The sequence below is a fragment of the Nocardioides sp. T5 genome (assembly GCF_048161455.1).
Classification (GTDB): domain Bacteria; phylum Actinomycetota; class Actinomycetes; order Propionibacteriales; family Nocardioidaceae; genus Nocardioides.
This window is the reverse complement of the sequence record NZ_CP182415.1, coordinates 4,541,251-4,557,197: the sequence shown is the minus strand read 5'-3', so window position 1 is coordinate 4,557,197 and position 15,947 is coordinate 4,541,251. Positions and strand designations below refer to the sequence as shown.

Below are 15,947 nucleotides of genomic sequence, written 5' to 3'. Positions count from 1 at the left end.
GCCGTCCTGCCGGGCATACGCTCAAGCGGTCGGTCATGAGGCGGCGCGCTGAAGCACGAAGTAGGTGGAGGCGTACCCGCGGCAACGGGCACGCCCCCTGGTCGACTCCCGATGGACGCTTGAAAGCGAGGGAATCGCCTTGCCCGATCTTAGTCGTCGCGTCTGCCTGCGGTCAGTGCCCGACGTGAACGAAGTGTCTTGGTCAGTACGCGCGGCGGCCGGCAGCATCGTCTGGGACTGGTCCAGCGGCGGCCCAGACCCGCGCCAGCTACTTCCGGTGCGGCGGCCGACATCGGGAGCGCTCTCGAAGCACGTCCCTGTTCGTGCGTTCACTGCGACCACCGGAAGCCACCTCCGGCTCGAATCCGGCCTTGAGCACGATCTGGTCCGGATGGTTGACCGGGACCCGGCAGTGACCTGGATCGTCTCCCAGCCGTGTTTGTTGGAGTGGGGAAGCGGTCGATCGACTCGGCGCCACGTGCCAGATCTGCTCACGACTGGCGCGGATGGAGCCATCAGCCTGTGGGATGTGAAGTCCCGGGAGGCAGCTGCATCGGAGGCGTTCGCGGAGATGCGGGCGCTGACGGCGGACGCCTGCACCAGGGTCGGCTGGCGGTACGTCGTCTTCACCGGGCTGCCGGCGGTCCACCGTCACAACCTGATCTGGTTGCACGGGTTCCGGCATCGACCCGCTTGGAGTGAGCGGTACGCGCCGCTCCTCTTGGAGAGCTGCGCGGAAGGCAGCACGCTCAGCGATCTTCTGGCTTGTTCCAACGCTGAGACCGCGGCCGTCATGTGGCACTTGATCTGGACTGGGCGGCTCAGGATCGACCTGACGCAGCGGCTCGTGCCATCGTCGTCGGTGACGTCGTGAAAGCCCGATCGACGTCAATGACGACCTTGGAAATCGGCGCCAAGCTGCTGTCGACCGACGGCTACCTCGTGGTCACTGCCCTCCGCCGCCACACTGTGAGCGTCGAGGGCAGCGCGGGCGAACGCCAAGACCTCGCGTACGACGAGATCTCCGCGATTGCCATTCAAGACGGGCGCGCGGACGCGACCCTCACTGCGCTCCAACCCTGGTGGTCCGGCCTCCCCAACGCCGTTCGCCGCAACGCGCTGGATCGGCTCGAAGTGGTCCTCGAGGTCCTCACGGGCTACCGGTGGGGATCGGCACGCCTCGCCCAACCAGGCGAACCGCACCCGCCCTTTGGTGACTCCGAGATGAGCATCCACAGTCGATGTGTCGAGATGGCGCGGCAGCTCTCGTACGAGCAGAGCGTCGACCGCAACGTCCTGCGTCGTGTCCAGGACGGCGAGTTGGCCGCGGCGACCGTCAGCCCGAAGACCGTCAACAACTGGATCAGGTCCTGGCAGACCGACGGTCTTCGCGGGCTGGTGGACAAACGGGCGGTCAAGAGTGCACGCGGCTTCGCCGCTATCGATGAGCGTGTTCGGCGGATCGCGGACGACGTGCTTGCCCGGTTCGACGGCGACATCTCGAAGGTCAACACCACCACCATCGAGGCGGACATCCGTCTCCAGATGAAGGCCGAGGGCCTCAGCGACGTCGCCCTCCCGCAGCGGCTGTTCCAGGAGTACCTCTCCGAGCGCCAACGTGCTCTTGGCAGGAACACCCGCGCGCAGCGCTCTCGGCATCTGCGCCGCAAGGCATCGGCCCACACCAGCTTTCCTGCGATGCATCCGAGCCACATCGCGATCGACGCCACCCGCGCCGACGTCCTCGTGTGGGACGAACTGCGCGAGAGGCCGGTCAGCGTCGAGATCCTGACGGCCATCAGCGTCTCAACCCGCGTCGTGGTCGGCCTGCGGGTCACGCCACGCTCAGGCAACGCCCTTGAGGCCGGGCTGTTGCTCTACGACGTCATGCGACCCATGTCGATGCTTGTCGAGGGCACCACGGTCGATGACTGGCGATGGTGCGGCGTACCGGAGTCACTGGACCTGTCGAACGTCGCCGTGCATCGCTCACCGAAGCGCATCGTCCCGCCCGGGCAGAGCCTTCAGGGCGTGCATCACAAGCCTGGTGTCCGGCCGTCGTCGATCCGTTGCGACCACGGGTCGGTCTTCCTGTCCGAGCACTTCGTCGCTCTGCTTAACGACTTCGGGATCGACCTGATGCTCTCCCGCGGCTCCAAGCCCACGGACAGCCCTCATGTTGAGCGCTGGCATGAAACCTTGCAGCGCGCGTACCAGCAGCTGCCGGGCTACAAGGGACGCAACGTCGCCGAGCGCGGTCGCAAGGTCGACGACACCGGCGACAAGCTCCTCACGGCACCCGAGCTCGAGCGGCACCTGCGTCGGTTCGTGGCGCTCGACTATCACCGCTCCTGGCACGAGGGCCTGGTGCTGCCGGGTGCACCCTCGGCGCGGCTCACGCCGCTGGAGATGTGGGACGCGATGCACGAGGTCACCGGCCGCATGCATGTGCCGCAGCATCCGGATCTGATCTACCAGTTCCTCCCGATCCGCTGGCTGACCATCGGCCACGCCGGCGTCGAATACAAGAACCTCACCTACGACGCCCCCGTCCTTGCTGACTTCCGTGATGTCCGCAAGGGCACGTTCCAGGCCGACTCCCGCAAGGCGCCGTTCCACTACGACCCGCGTGACGTCTCCCGGATCTGGTTCCGCCACCCCGACACCGGCCGCATCCACGAGATCCCATGGAAAGCCCGCCACCTGCTCGACATGCCCATGGGCGACTGGATGCACGAACGCGCCCTCTCCCGCATCGCCGAACGCGGAGGCAACACCGCCCTGAATCGGAAGTCCACCTGGCGGCAGATCATCGCCGAGCTCGGCCAGCTGACTTCGACGGAGGAGACGGCTGAGGCCCGCGCCAAGGGGTACGCCGCCCGACTGCGCTGGGAGCAGGCACAACGCGACCACGCCGAAGCAGCCGAGGCGGCAGAGATGTTCAACGGCGACCAGGACGGCGTGGTCACGCCGCTCCGGCCGCGCCGCGCAGAGAGCGACGACGGGTTCGACATCGACGCGGAGTGGCCGGACTACGACGAGGTGGGCGACTGATGGACGCCGAGATGTGGCACCACCAGGCAACCGCGCCCATGGTTGCTGCGCCGCAGCCGGCCACAGCAGCTGACCTGGACGCCATGAACCCCATGGGCAGGAGCACGTACGCCGACGCGGTCCGGGCTGCTCTGCGGGCGCGGCGTTTCTCCTCGCCCGTGCACGACGCCACCGCTAATGCGATCGACCGCGCGCTGGAGTCCGCGGTCCTCGAGCCGCCCGGCGCCCGCACCATCCTGGCCCTCTCGGCGCCGTACACCGCCGGCAAGTCGACGCTCATCAAGAGCTGGGCACAGGACCGCTACCGAACCTGGGCGAAGGCAACCCGATCGACCAGACCCCGATGGACGCCGGCGCCCGGCATTACCGCCGACCTGGTTCCGGTCTGCTACCTCACCCTGTTGTCCGAGTCACGCAGCAAGGACCTCTACACACAAATCCTCTCCTTCGTCGGCTACCCGGCCAGCGGCGTCGAGCGGACCCTCGCACTGCGCGCCGTCAAGGCACTACAGACGCACGGGGTCCGTCTCGTCATCCTCGACGACGCCCACATGCTCCGCACCACCTCGGTCACCGGTCGCGCCACGCTGAATGCGGTCAAGCACCTCAACACCGAACTCGGTGAGGTCGGGGGCGTCCTGATGCTCGTCGGCGCCGAACTGAGCGGCGGTGAGGTGCTCAGCGACCCCCAGATCCGCGGGCGGCTCTCGGAGCACACCCTCGCCCCCTACGAAGTCGACACGGCAACGGGACGCGCGCAGTGGCAACGATTCCTGAAGAACTGCGAGGACCTGCTCCTCCCGTACCTGTCCGACGAGCAGCCAGGTCTGTTCTCGTCCCGTCTGGCCGGTTACCTGTGGCGCCGCACCCAGGGGTACGTCGGCGACACCACACGCCTGCTGATCGACGCAACCGCGACCGCGATCGAGACCGGTGCACCGCTCGACCACGCGATCCTCGACCCGATCTGGGTGAGCCAGCGCGCCAAGGACGCCCAGATCGACCAGACCCGATCCAAGACCGCCAGGCGAGCCGCCTCCAGGCTGGCGGCCCGATGACGCCGCGGCTCCCGATCAGCATCGACCCGTACCCGGACGAGTCGATCGCCTCGATGCTGCGGCGCCTCAGCACGGCCACTGGCATCCCGGTCCACACCCTCTATCCGTGCGGCGTCAGCGGCCGCCTCACGGATCGTCAAATGGGGGCCCTCGCTCGCACCCTGGGGCTGCCGACGCGACGACTTCGCACCCACACCCTCCACCACCGGCTCGCTGGGCGGCACAGCCGAAGGCCGGCGAGCATCGAGCTCCGCCGCACCGACAGAATCATCTGCTCTGCATGCGGGATCGGCAGCCTGTGGAGCGGCCTGGTCTGGGTCAGCCACTGCCCGAGCTGCCAAGCCCTTCTCAACGAGGGCGTGACTGTCGACAGAGCGGTTCACGCACTGGAGATGCAGGACGCCTTCCTGCGATCGATGCGAGCACCAAACCTTGGGTTCGCCGATCGCCGCCTGCGGTTGCTGCGTCTCCTGCGTCTCCACGTTCACCTCGCCACCGTTCACGCCGCCACAGGTGCCCAGCTGGCGGGGTCGTGGCAGGCCCCCGCCTGGATCGCCGGGTTCGCCGAATACGCTTGGCCGGCCAGCCGGACCGTCCAGGCAACCCGCGACCTGATCGGCGAACGCACGTTGACCCATCTCGGCGAGACCCCAGCGCCGGAGGACGACTGCGCGGCAGTTCGCCAGGCCCTGCACGACCAGCTTCACGACCGGCTTCGCGGCTCGGAGATCACGGAGGCGGAGATCCCTGACTTCCTCCACCCCCGGCACCGAGCCTTGGACGTCGACGCGGCCGGCGAAGACCTCGGCCACGGCATCGCACGGGCCCTGCGCCGTGAAGCCATCCACGCAGCGACCGGAGCACGACCGACAGTCGCCCAGTTGGACGAGCGGTACGGCGACCTGCGCAAGCGGCCCATGACCGCGACCTGCGTCCAGCACCTTGGCAACACATCCGCTGGACTGCGGATCCTGGCTCGCGAGGCCGACCGACTCGCGCATGCTGGCATCCGCGACTACCGCTACCGACGCGCCGTCCTGATGACTCTGCATTCCGTCCCGATCTCGGCGCTCGCGCTCACAGCCGTGCCTCGCACGCCACGCGACCAGAGGCTGGCCGCCGCCTGGATCTGGCTGGAGCTCACCCAGGGCACGCTCGGGCTGAGCCCTCACCACGCCGGGATGCGACGGGAACTGCGCTCATTCGATCAAGCGCTCCTCGGGGAGGATCGGCTCGTCCTCATCGAGTACGGCCACCAGCTCCTCGGCGCCGTCGCCGCCGACGTCTCTCGTGACGCCCAACAGGCGGTTACCCGGGCAGCGAGACATGCCGATGCTGGCTGACCTGACACCGCTACCGGTCACCATCGCCCCCGTCGCCGGAGAAGCACTCGACGGATATCTCGAGCGGCTGGGAGCCGCGAACGCGCTCCCTCACCCCGTCCTCGTGCAGCGCCTCTCCGAAGCAGGCGCACCCACAGCCTTTCTGAGCGTCGCACCAGCGGAGCGGTTGATCGCGAACCTTGCTGCGCTGACCGGACTCGACCCGGTCGCGCTGCGGTGCTGCACCTTGGCCAGCATGGTCGGCATCGACACCGACGGACTCGACCCCGCGAACAAGAACAGCTGGCGTCGAGCCGCCGCCCGCGGCTGGCCGCCAGTGCACGGCACCGCGCTGTGCCCACGTTGCTTCGATGGCGACGGGATCTGGCAACTCAGCTGGCGCCACCCCTGGGTCACCACCTGCACCGAACACCGCCTGTGGCTTATCGATCACTGCCCCACCTGCGGAAGACGCTTGCGCTCACACCGCACACTCCTGCGCGCCGTCGACTCATCCCCTGATCGTTGCGGAAACCCCGACGGAGCTCGCGGACGTGGATGCCAGCAGCCCTTCGGTGAGCTCGACACCATCCCGGCACCTGCCGCGGTGCTTGTCGCTCAACGCCGCATCGACAGCGCCCTCCAAGGTCGGCCGGTCCCTGTCCTCGGCGACCTCATGGAACCCCGCGATTACCTGCGCGAACTCAAGTCCCTGGCGGTGCTCCTGCTGCACCTCGCCGTCCAGCCGGGCGGTGAGGACCTTGCGCCGTGGGCCGAGACTGCCCGCGCCGACAGCGAGCGAAGCGCCGGCGCCGGCGGCGTTCGCTGGGGGCTTGCCCCGCCAGCGAACCTGCAGCTCCGCGGCCAGGCCATCGCCGCAGCGGACGAGATCCTCCGCGCCGCGAGCCTCGACGACGCCGCTGACGAACTCCATCCCTGGACCGAGCTCACGCCGGCGACCAACGACGGCCAGCTCGGCTGGTTGGCCGATCACACCACCATGACACCGCTCCTCACCCGCCTGGTCATGGTTGCCACCTCCTCCCGGCGACGACTGGCAACGCTGCTCGATAGCTCCGGCATCCTGCTGCCGCTGACCGCGGTCCCCCAGGTCGTCCCGGCCGACCTCTACACACGGCACACGGCCGCGATGCTCGACGTCACCGCCCGCACCGGACGCCTGTTCGTCGCCCTGTGCCTCGCCCGCCAACACCTCAGAAACCTCACGTGGGCCCAGGCCGCCTCGGCACTCGGCCTCCCTCCAGAGCTGGGGTCGAAGACCGCCCGCGCCTGCAGCGCCGACCTCCTCGTCTCGGGCGGCGACTTCATAGCAGCGCTGACCCGAGTCGCGAACGAACTCGACCCCGCGGTCGACTACCGCGCTCGGGAGAACGCCGTACGACGCCTCTTGCGCCGCCGCGGCTGGTACCGCCCCTGGGCGCGGATCCACCTGCCGGGCAGCCACGCCACCAGCCAGCAGTACGCCGTCACCTGGCTCTGGACCGAGTACGCGCACGGCCACGTCGACACCAGCCCCGGCTGGCAGCACCCGCCTGACCGACAAGATCGCGCCCACTACCGCGCGTATGCCGGCCGCCTCGACGAAGCCGCGACCGACGCCCTGACCGAACTGGTCGCGAACATCGCCGCAGCGAACAGGAGGAGCGCATGAAGACCGCAACGGAGGTCTGGGGCCTGTGGGACTGCGAGGAGCTCCTCAGCGTCCACCTCACCCGCGACGACGCCCTCGACGCCAGGGACGAGCACCTCGAACGCTGCCGCTGCTTCGCCGACGACCAGGACGCCATCAGCATCGCCGTCCAGCTTCGCGTCATCCGGCTCTCGGCAGATCCGATGCCTGTGGAGAACCCGGACCAGGGCACCGGAGCGGACCACCATGAGCAGACGACGATCGGCCCGAAAAGAGCGCAGCCGAGACACCAGCGGAGAGGAGGGCGACATGCCGACCGATGACAACCCCGACAGCTCTGCCGAGCCTCGGACGACACAGCCCCTCTTCGTCGTTCCGCAGCCCGACGGCACCAGCGTCACCCTCGACTTCACCACACCCGGCCCGTTCGGCGACTTCGCGTTCACCACCCGCATCCCCGAACCCGGCGGCACCGTACGCGAACGCGTCTACGGCGCCTACCACACCGAGGAGGCGGCGATCTTCGTCGAGATCCTCCAGCACTGGTCCCGCGTGGGCGAACCAGACGACATCCTCGCCGGCCTCGAGCGAGCCGACGCCGTCCTCCGCTTCCTCGCCGACGACCTCGCACCGACCACCCGGTCCGAGAACGACTTCTGCGGCCTCCTGCGCCGCGGCGTCGAATCACTAGCAGCCATGAACTTCCTGCCGGCCGACCACGAGCACAGCGACGAGCGAGGAGACAGCATCGTCCTCTCGCCGCGCCGGACCGATCTGGTGTGGAAAAGTCAGCGTGACCCTGGCACCGCGTTCAGCGTTCCGCCCAGCCATCTCTGGGTCTTCGTGACTGGGATGATGTGGCGCACCTACGACCACGCCGGACTCCCGCTCTCGCGGCTCAACACCACCGCCTACGAGACCGCCATCGCCACCTTCCGCCGCGTGATCCACCGTAGAAGTGAGGCGCAGCTCGAGGCATCGGCGACAGCTGCCTGTGAGAGCCCGGACGAGGACGTCATGGCGACTCCCGAGCTGGTCGCGGAGCTGTGCGACCTCCTCGGCGCCAGGCTGGTCGCATATCTGAGCTCCGCGCCAGACACGCAAACCGTGCGCGCTTGGGCCGACCCGACCGACCCCCGCTCGCCGCTGGAGGACGTCCTCGACCGGCTGCGCCTTGCCCATCAGGCGGCGTCACTGCTCGGCCAGAAGGACTCCGCCACCGTCATCCAGGCATGGTTCCAAGGCCGCAACCCGTACCTCGACGACGCCGCGCCAGCGCGCTTGCTTCGCGAGAGCGGCACGACCATCGCCAGCACGAGTGTGCTCGCGGCCGCTCGCGCGTTCGCCGCGTGCCCCGAGAGCACACGGCCGGACGAGGAGCGACGTGGCTGACAAGCTAGGCGAGCCGTTTCCCTGACCGCCAGCGTTGACGGCGGCGGCACCGGCCGGTGGCAGATCATCATCGAGACTGGCAGCACATACGTCGTCGACCTCGCCGAGAGCGTCATCACTCGCGTACCCGAGCTATGCGCTCTGGCCACGCTCGCCCCCGATCGGCGGGTGGCCTTGTGAGCTCGTGTTCCGGCCGAACTGTCGGACCCACCGGCTAACTTCGGCAAGCGCCGCCCGCCGCACAGCAGCAGGTCAGCCGCAGATCATCCATGGCACCAGACCAGTCACCTAGCTAGGAGCACACCCATGGCAGACAAGAAGACCCTTTTCGTTGCGTTCGCGATCGAGGATCAGCGGCAGCGGGACCTTCTCAAGGGACAGACCCTCCACCCGCGCGCTCCGTACGAGTTCATCGACATGTCGGTGAAGGAGCCCTACGACAAGGAGTGGAAGGATCGCGTCCGCACGCGGATCAAGCGCTCTCACGGCGTGATCGTGCTGGTCAGCAAGAACTCGTTGACCTCCAGCGGACAGAAGTGGGAGATCCAGTGCGCCAAGGAGGAGAAGAAGCCGATCCGAGGAATCTGGGCCTACTCCAACGACCGGACCGCGATCGCTGGCGTCACGACCGTGACCTGGACCGACGCCAACATCGCCGGCTTCATCGACTCCCTCTGACACGCTCTAGCCTGGAACTCCGGTGACCACCATGCGTAAGGCCCTCATCGTCGGGATTGACCACTACGAGCACATCCACGGACTCAACGGCTGCGTCAACGATGCCTTCTCGGTCAAGACGGCGCTCGAGCGTCACTCCGACGGCACCTTGAACTTCACGACACCGAACCTCATGGTGGCGACCGGCCCGGGTAAGACGATCTCCAAGAAGGACCTCAAGGACGCTGTTCGGGAGGTGTTCGCAGACGATGCTGAGATTGCGCTGTTCTACTTCTCCGGTCACGGCCACATCGAGGACACCGGCGGCTTCCTTTGCACCAGCGACTCCGAGGACGGTGATGATGGGCTCTCCCTCAATGAGGTGATGACCATGGCCAACAACTCACCTGCGCGGAACAAGATCATCATCCTCGACAGCTGCCACAGCGGGGCCGCCGGCAACAACGCCATCGCTCAAAACCTGGCCGAGATCTCCGACGGGCTGACGATTCTGACTGCATCAACGGCCAACCAGTACGCCATGGAGAGCAATGGCAGCGGCGTCTTCACCGGGCTCTTCGTCGACGCGCTCAACGGGGCGGCGGCCAACCTGGTCGGAGACATCACGCCCGGAAGCGTCTATGCCCACATCGATCAGTCCCTCGGCCCTTGGGCACAACGCCCGGTATTCAAGACCAACGTCAAGACGTTCGTCTCCCTGCGGCGAGCAGAACCCCCGATTGCCCTTGCTGACCTGCAGGCCCTGACGACCCACTTCCCTACGTCGGACTACGAGTTCGCCCTTGACCCGTCCTACGAGCCCGAGCGATCTGCTGAGCAGCTCGCCGATCCCGCCATGCCGGATCCCGACCCTGTCCGAACCGCGGTCTTCCGCACTCTCCAGAACTACGTGAGGGTCAACCTCGTACGACCCGTCGACGCACCTCACATGTGGCACGCAGCGATGGAGAGCAAGTCCTGTGAGCTCACCGTCCTGGGCCAGCACTACTGGAACCTCGTCGCTGGCGACCTGATCTGATGTGACCATGGAGGAGACCAACGAACCGGTACAGCGGCTACGAGATCCCGAACTCCTCGAGAAGCTCGCGGCGGCCGAGCACGAGCGGTGGGCCCACTGGCAGCGCTACCTGCACCAGCAGTGCACTCCAGGCCCCGATGGCTCGCTGACCATCCCCGCCGATCTGGTCCGCCAATGGACCGTACAGATCGACACCCCCTACGCCGACCTCACTCAGGCGGAGAAGGACAGCGACCGCGATCAGGTCGAGCGATACCTACCCCTCATCGAACAAGCACTCACCAACAAACTGCAGTAGGCCGGTCAATCACGACTGGTGCCGGCGTCGAGGGGTGCTCGGCGCCTGCCCCCGTGTCCAGACTTTGACGGATCGGCCCGCTTTTCGTTGTCTGGTCAAAGTTACACGCATGTAGTTCGTCGAACATCGCTGCAAATCGACACCTTTTGTCGAGATGCAGCGAACTTTGACAAGTCGCTGTCAATGTCAAGATCTACCTAAGGGGTAGACATTGGGGTTCGTCCGAGCGGCACGCTTGTCACCTGTGGCGCCACGTCACAGAAGCGAGCCCTCCCAGAAGGGATCCCGTTAGCGTTCGTCTTGTGCTCATACGCGAGAAGACGGTGGAGGACACGTCGTCCTGCCTCGAGTTGTTGATGCAGGTCCATGAGCTCGACGGCTACCCGCCATACCTCCCAAAGAACGTCCCTAGGTTCATCACGCCGGACTACGAGGTCGCGGCATGGGTAGCGGGGCGTGACGGCCGCATCATTGGCCACGTCGCGAGTCGAGGTCGGCGACATCACCCGGTTCCCCAACCGCGACCACTTCGCGTCCTGGAACGGCACTGCACCGATCGACGCCTCGTCCGGTGACAACGTGCGGCACCGGCTGTCACGAGCCGGGAACCGGCAGATCAACCGGACCTTGCACATCATGGCCACCGTCCAGCTGCGAAACGACACCGAAGGCCGTCGCTACTACGACCGTCGCAGAGCCGACGGGAAGACCTCGATGGAAGCCATGCGCGCACTCAAACGACGACTGTCGAACATCGTCTACCGCGCCATGCTCGACGACGCGATCAGAGCAGAGGCGACGGGCCCGGGAGGGCAACGAGGTAGCGACTCTGACTCCAGCGCGACCGGCTCACAACCCCAACACCGGCTCTTCGGACAAGCCACTCCGGGGCCCGTCAACACCCAGCCTAGAACCCCCCTGCCAGCCGTGTCTTGACACAGAGGGGAGCCAGATGTGCGCGCGCTGCCGCGCACGCTAGGCGGCAGATCCGGACGTCCGACGGCGGCGACCTGCCGACTACGCAGCGACTTATGATCCTGTTCGCAACGACCCGGACAAGGCGTCGTCGACGATGAGCGCCGAGGGCGCGAGTTTCGTTGCCCCGTCCTCGATGTCCCAGAGGGCATTTTGCAGCAGTCGAGCTGAGGTCCAGGTGCGCGCACGGAAACGGTCGAGGTCCAAGGCCTCGGCCAGGAGGTTGAACCGGCGCCGCACGAGCGAGACCGGATCTTGGCTCGACGGCAGCGTCTCCAAGCCGTCATCCAGTACGGGCCACAGGTCGAAAGCCGGGTCGCCGACGAGCGGAACCGGGTCGATGCCGAGCCACGGCTCGCGGTCGGCCGCGAGAACGTTGTCGTAGTGGAGGTCCCAGTGGAGCAGGCAACGCCCGGAGTCGGGCGCAATCTCGGCGAGGGTCGCTGCCCACCGCCGCATGCGCATCCGCTCCTCCTCGCGCTCGAGCTTGGACTCGGCTTCGGGTGCGGCAATCACCATGTCGGCTGCGACGTCGCGCAGCTCAGGGAGCCCGGGCGGCGGCAGAGCCAAGTGAAGTCGGCGAAGCAGGCCCGCCACGATGGTCGCGGCGTCGTCGTCGTTGGTCAGCGACTTCAAGGTGCGGGTCGGGTCGAGGCGTTCGAGCAGCATCGCGCCAGATGATTCGTCGTGGTCAGCGAGGCGGACCATGCCGTCACCGTTCCAGCTGCGCAGGCCGAGGACTGCGACCGAGGTTTCGTCGGAAGGTGCTTGCAGGCGTAGAACCGCTGGTGATCCCTGTTGGTCCCGAACGGGCAGTACGACCGCCGCCATGCCTGTGCGCGCTTCCCCCTCTGCCTGGAGGCCCCACTTCGCGAGAAGCGTGCCGATGAGGCCAGGAAGTCTCTCAATCCACGAGTCGTCAGCGTGGGACCGGGCTTCGAGGAGAGAGGTAGGCAGCGGCAAGTCCTTGATGCTCCACGGTTCCACAAGTCCGAGTATGGGTCATCTGCCGAGGAAGGAAGCTTCATGGTTCTGGCTGTCGGGTGCCCCTCGGGCAGGAGCTGAATTGACGCAACCTTCTGACCTTCCGGATCTCGGCATGTCAGTGAGCTCGCTGCCCAGATTGAACGCCCGGGGTGGGGGTGTCAGATGGTCTGTGTAAGCGGTCGGTCCTGAAGGAGGACCAAGATGACCGCTGTGACCACTGAGAACGATGAGGCTGACGTGACGACGACAGGCACCGGTGAGCGGCCGAGCCGTGCTGCTGCTCGTCGCGTCGCGCGGGCTGAGATGCCGGGCTACAAGGCCGCTGCTGAGCTGGCCGAGTCCGGTGCCTTGGACGGGCTGTTCGCCCAGATCGACGCCGGCGAGATCGACCTGACCGGCGACGGCGGGTTCATCCCCGCGCTGATCAAGCACGCCCTCGAACGCGGCCTGGGGGCTGAGCTCACCGAGCACCTGGGGTACGAGAAGGGCGCCCCGAACGCGGCGGCGTTCGCGAACTCCCGCAACGGCACCACCCCGAAGACGGTCGCGACCCAGGTCGGGGACGTGAACCTCGCGGTGCCGCGGGACCGGGCCGGGACGTTCACCCCGCGGCTGGTCCCGAAGGGGCAGCGGCGACTCGGCGGGCTGGACGAGATGATCGTCAGCCTCTATGCCGGCGGGATGACGGTGCGCGACATCGAGCACCACCTCGCGACCACGCTGGGCACCGAGCTGTCTCACGAGACGATCAGCAACATCACCGACGAGGTCCTCGAGGCGGTCGCGGAGTGGCAGGCCCGCCCGCTCGAAGCGCTCTACCCGGTGATCTACCTCGACGCGATCGTGGTCAAGGTCCGCGACGGCGCGCATGTGATCAACAAGGCCGCCCACATCGCTGTGGGCGTCGACATCGACGGCATCAAGCACGTGCTGGGTATCTGGGTGCAGACCCACGAAGGCGCGAAGTTCTGGGCCGGGGTCTGCGCCGACCTGGCCAACCGCGGCATCCGCGACGTGCTCATCGTGTGCTGCGACGGCCTCACCGGGCTGCCCGAGGCAATCGAGGCGACCTGGCCGAACGCGACGGTCCAGACGTGCGTGGTGCACCTGATCCGCGCTGCCATGCGGTTCGTGGGCTACGGCGACCGCAAGGCCGTCGCCGCGGCGTTGAAGCCGGTCTACACCGCGGCGAACGCTGAGGCCGCCCGCCGCGAGCTGGACGCGTTCGCCGACTCCAACTGGGGCAAGAAGTACCCCCATGCCGTGGCGACCTGGGAGGTGGCCTGGGAGCGGTTCACGCCGTTCCTGGCGTTCCCGCCCCAACTACGCCGCGTCATCTACACCACCAACTCCATCGAGTCGCTGAACTACCAGCTGCGGAAGGTCACCAAAAACCGCGGACACTTCCCCAACGACGACGCCGTGGTGAAACTGCTGTGGCTGGCCATCTGCAACATCGAGGACAAACGCGCCCGCGACCGGGAACGGGATCGGGGCAAGAAGGGCAGCGAGCGCAAGGCCCAGGGACGCCTCGTCGAGGGCCAGGTCGTCACGAACTGGAAGCAAGCCCTGGCCCAGCTCGCGATCGCCTACCCCGACCGCATCAACCCCCACCTGTAGAACCCACCCGAGAAAGTAAAGAGATCGACTGCCTTACACAGAATTCTGGCTCTTCTGACTGATCCGTGGGTCATCGGCCGGGCAGCAGCGGTCGGTGTCCGCCTAGGTTGAGCATCGCGAGGCCGATGAGGGCGTCGGGTGAGCGGAATCCGAAGGCCACCCTGGTGATGAGCCGGATCTTGGTGTTGACCGATTCGATGAGGCCGTTGGATAGGCCGTGGTCGATGGCGGCGAGGATCTCGGCGCGGTGCTTGGTGATGCGCTGCTGGAGCTTGACGAACGATGCGATCCGGCAGCGCCGTGCCCACGCGACCCATCGGTCCAGCGCCTCGGCGGCCTCGTCTGCTGGGAGCTTGAAGACGGTACGCAGGCCTTCTTTGAGCAGATAGGCGCGGTAGAGCCGAGGATCAGTCTTGGCGATCCACGCAAGCTTCGTCTGCTGCTTGTCGGTGAGGTTCTCGGGGTTCTTCCACAGTGCGTAGCGGGCGTGCTTGAGAGCGCGAGCGTGTCCGGTTGCGACCGTAACCGCCCGGCCGTTCTGCCAACCGGCGGGGCGGGTGTGGCCCGCGCGTCTGGCCTGGTTCCAGGCGTCTCGTCGCACGGCGTCGAGGGCATCGGTGGCCCAGCCGACGACGTGGAAGGGGTCGGCGCACCGGACCGCGGCTGGGCAGCGTCGCCGCACAACGTCCGCGATCCAGTCCGCGCCGTCGGCTGTGACATGGGTGATCTGGGCGCACCTGCCTTCGCCGGAGGCTTCCAGTGCGTCGAAGAACTCCTCGAGGGTGGCGCGGTCGCGTCCGGCCTTGGCCCACACCAGCCGGCCGGTGTCGTGGTCGACCACGACGGTCAGGTACTTGTGGTTGCGTTTGTAGGAGATCTCATCGATGCCGATGCGGCGCAGTCCGGCGAAGGCGTCGATCCCTTCGGCGGTGTCGGCCCAGACCCGGGCGATGATCGATCCCACGGTCCGCCACGCGATCCGCATCAACTGGGTGATCGCGGACTTCGAGCACTGGGTGGCCAGCCAGGCGACCTGCTGGTCAAAGCTGAACGTGTGACCGGCCGCGTGACGCGCCCAGGGCACATGCCGCACCGTCGGCCCGTGGACCGGGCAGTTGACCCTTGGCGCGTCGGCCTCGAGGAAGACCTCGACTGTTCCGAGATCCAGGCTTCGCCACCGTCGGCGTCCTTCTCCGTGGTCGTACCAGGCGGCTCTGGTGCCGCATCGTCCGCAGCGGCCCCGAGCAGCTCGCCGTGGTCGCACGTGCGCGATCACGATGTCCTCGACCTCGCTGAACTCGATTGCCTCGATGACGGTGTTCTCGACGCCCAAGAGGGCGCGCCATAGGCTGGCGTTTCGCACGCCGTTCTCCGTTCCGTGGTTCCTGACTCTCGACAAGCCAGAAACCTAGAGCGGGAACGGCGTGCGGCCATTCAGACGCGATCAACCACCCACGGAAGCATCAGATGAGCCAGAATTCTTGACACGCTCCCCGGGGTAGCTCTGCCCGAATGAACTGTCATGCCGATTAGCGGTCAGTCGACGATGTTGTCGACGTTGACGTAGTAGACGCGGGTCAGGTCATGAGCCATCTCTTCGTCCGAGGAGTAGTACCGAGCGTCAGTCAGCAGACCTGCGGCCTCGTCAACGCTCACGTAGCGCGGCTCTGGGTCATCCCAGTGACCGGTCAGGATCCTCACTTTGTCTTCTGTTGCGAGTTCCAGGAGCAGCGCAGCGAGCGTTTCGACTCCGTCCCGTCCACGCGGAAGGAGGCCCGCCGCCTCGCAGTCGCTCGCGACCTCCCATAGGGGAATGTGATCCTCCAGGCCGAGGTCCAGGACCGCTTGGCGAAGTGCGTCGCTCACGTCCCGACCTTGGCACATTCAAGCCCGC

The 15,947-nt window shown here is 67.0% G+C and carries 15 protein-coding genes; 12 read left to right on the top strand and 3 right to left on the bottom strand.

Annotated features, from left to right (window positions below; genetic code table 11):
- Positions 1 to 175 precede the first annotated feature (175 nt).
- The 11 genes from ACNKF0_RS22340 to ACNKF0_RS22290 all read left to right on the top strand — a co-directional run bounded on the left by ACNKF0_RS22340 (position 176) and on the right by ACNKF0_RS22290 (position 11,407).
- A complete protein-coding gene (locus tag ACNKF0_RS22340; RefSeq protein WP_416954918.1) occupies positions 176 to 874 on the top strand; it encodes a TnsA-like heteromeric transposase endonuclease subunit in 699 nt (232 codons plus the stop codon).
- A 17-nt stretch (positions 875 to 891) separates the two neighbouring features.
- The gene (locus tag ACNKF0_RS22335) at positions 892 to 3,054 is read left to right on the top strand and encodes a transposase (protein ID WP_416954917.1); all 2,163 of its coding nucleotides are present in this window, start codon (positions 892 to 894) and stop codon (positions 3,052 to 3,054) included.
- A gap of 92 nt (positions 3,055 to 3,146) precedes the next feature.
- Entirely contained in the window at positions 3,147 to 4,112 is a 966-nt protein-coding gene (locus tag ACNKF0_RS22330) for a TniB family NTP-binding protein (RefSeq protein WP_416954916.1), read from the top strand.
- Positions 4,109 to 5,455: a TniQ family protein gene (locus ACNKF0_RS22325; RefSeq protein WP_416954915.1), complete on the top strand. Its 1,347-nt coding sequence runs from the start codon at positions 4,109 to 4,111 to the stop codon at positions 5,453 to 5,455. The genes ACNKF0_RS22330 and ACNKF0_RS22325 overlap by 4 nt, the downstream gene beginning before the upstream one ends.
- Complete coding sequence (locus ACNKF0_RS22320) at positions 5,439 to 7,106, top strand: TniQ family protein (RefSeq protein WP_416954914.1); 1,668 nt, start codon at positions 5,439 to 5,441, stop codon at positions 7,104 to 7,106. Before ACNKF0_RS22325 ends, ACNKF0_RS22320 begins: the two co-directional genes overlap by 17 nt.
- Positions 7,103 to 7,408 (top strand): hypothetical protein, encoded by a 306-nt coding sequence (locus ACNKF0_RS22315; RefSeq protein ID WP_416954913.1) that lies wholly within the window; start codon positions 7,103 to 7,105, stop codon positions 7,406 to 7,408. The genes ACNKF0_RS22320 and ACNKF0_RS22315 overlap by 4 nt, the downstream gene beginning before the upstream one ends.
- Positions 7,395 to 8,477 (top strand): hypothetical protein, encoded by a 1,083-nt coding sequence (locus ACNKF0_RS22310; protein WP_416954912.1) that lies wholly within the window; start codon positions 7,395 to 7,397, stop codon positions 8,475 to 8,477. Before ACNKF0_RS22315 ends, ACNKF0_RS22310 begins: the two co-directional genes overlap by 14 nt.
- 306 nt (positions 8,478 to 8,783) lie before the next feature.
- Positions 8,784 to 9,155, top strand: coding sequence for a TIR domain-containing protein (locus ACNKF0_RS22305; RefSeq protein WP_292606047.1), 372 nt, complete (start codon positions 8,784 to 8,786; stop codon positions 9,153 to 9,155).
- 31 nt (positions 9,156 to 9,186) lie between these two features.
- Positions 9,187 to 10,173, top strand: coding sequence for a caspase family protein (locus tag ACNKF0_RS22300; protein ID WP_416958613.1), 987 nt, complete (start codon positions 9,187 to 9,189; stop codon positions 10,171 to 10,173).
- Between the two features lie 7 nt (positions 10,174 to 10,180).
- On the top strand, positions 10,181 to 10,471 hold the full coding sequence (locus ACNKF0_RS22295; RefSeq protein ID WP_416954911.1) for a hypothetical protein: 291 nt from the start codon (positions 10,181 to 10,183) through the stop codon (positions 10,469 to 10,471).
- A 456-nt stretch (positions 10,472 to 10,927) separates the two neighbouring features.
- On the top strand, positions 10,928 to 11,407 hold the full coding sequence (locus ACNKF0_RS22290) for a transposase (protein WP_416954910.1): 480 nt from the start codon (positions 10,928 to 10,930) through the stop codon (positions 11,405 to 11,407).
- Positions 11,408 to 11,500: 93 nt separating this feature from the next.
- On the opposite strand, the gene ACNKF0_RS22285 is transcribed toward ACNKF0_RS22290, so the two are convergent.
- Positions 11,501 to 12,418, bottom strand: coding sequence for an aminoglycoside phosphotransferase family protein (locus tag ACNKF0_RS22285; protein WP_416958611.1), 918 nt, complete (start codon positions 12,416 to 12,418; stop codon positions 11,501 to 11,503).
- Between the two features lie 318 nt (positions 12,419 to 12,736).
- On the opposite strand from ACNKF0_RS22285, the gene ACNKF0_RS22280 reads away from it, so the two are divergent.
- On the top strand, positions 12,737 to 14,053 hold the full coding sequence (locus ACNKF0_RS22280) for an IS256 family transposase (RefSeq protein ID WP_416958609.1): 1,317 nt from the start codon (positions 12,737 to 12,739) through the stop codon (positions 14,051 to 14,053).
- Positions 14,054 to 14,123: 70 nt separating this feature from the next.
- Here ACNKF0_RS22280 and ACNKF0_RS22275 read toward each other — a convergent pair whose 3' ends face one another.
- Positions 14,124 to 15,416 (bottom strand): ISL3 family transposase, encoded by a 1,293-nt coding sequence (locus ACNKF0_RS22275; protein WP_300639430.1) that lies wholly within the window; start codon positions 15,414 to 15,416, stop codon positions 14,124 to 14,126.
- A 173-nt stretch (positions 15,417 to 15,589) separates the two neighbouring features.
- Positions 15,590 to 15,919 (bottom strand): hypothetical protein, encoded by a 330-nt coding sequence (locus tag ACNKF0_RS22270; RefSeq protein WP_416954909.1) that lies wholly within the window; start codon positions 15,917 to 15,919, stop codon positions 15,590 to 15,592.
- Positions 15,920 to 15,947 lie beyond the last annotated feature (28 nt).

Coding starts and splice junctions, on each gene's coding strand:
- ACNKF0_RS22335 (WP_416954917.1), top strand. CDS start 892: ATGACGACCTTGGAAATCGGCGCCAAGCTGCTGTCGACCGACGGCTAC.
- ACNKF0_RS22330 (WP_416954916.1), top strand. CDS start 3,147: ATGGGCAGGAGCACGTACGCCGACGCGGTCCGGGCTGCTCTGCGGGCG.
- ACNKF0_RS22325 (WP_416954915.1), top strand. CDS start 4,109: ATGACGCCGCGGCTCCCGATCAGCATCGACCCGTACCCGGACGAGTCG.
- ACNKF0_RS22320 (WP_416954914.1), top strand. CDS start 5,439: ATGCCGATGCTGGCTGACCTGACACCGCTACCGGTCACCATCGCCCCC.
- ACNKF0_RS22315 (WP_416954913.1), top strand. CDS start 7,103: ATGAAGACCGCAACGGAGGTCTGGGGCCTGTGGGACTGCGAGGAGCTC.
- ACNKF0_RS22310 (WP_416954912.1), top strand. CDS start 7,395: ATGCCGACCGATGACAACCCCGACAGCTCTGCCGAGCCTCGGACGACA.
- ACNKF0_RS22305 (WP_292606047.1), top strand. CDS start 8,784: ATGGCAGACAAGAAGACCCTTTTCGTTGCGTTCGCGATCGAGGATCAG.
- ACNKF0_RS22300 (WP_416958613.1), top strand. CDS start 9,187: ATGCGTAAGGCCCTCATCGTCGGGATTGACCACTACGAGCACATCCAC.
- ACNKF0_RS22295 (WP_416954911.1), top strand. CDS start 10,181: ATGGAGGAGACCAACGAACCGGTACAGCGGCTACGAGATCCCGAACTC.
- ACNKF0_RS22280 (WP_416958609.1), top strand. CDS start 12,737: ATGCCGGGCTACAAGGCCGCTGCTGAGCTGGCCGAGTCCGGTGCCTTG.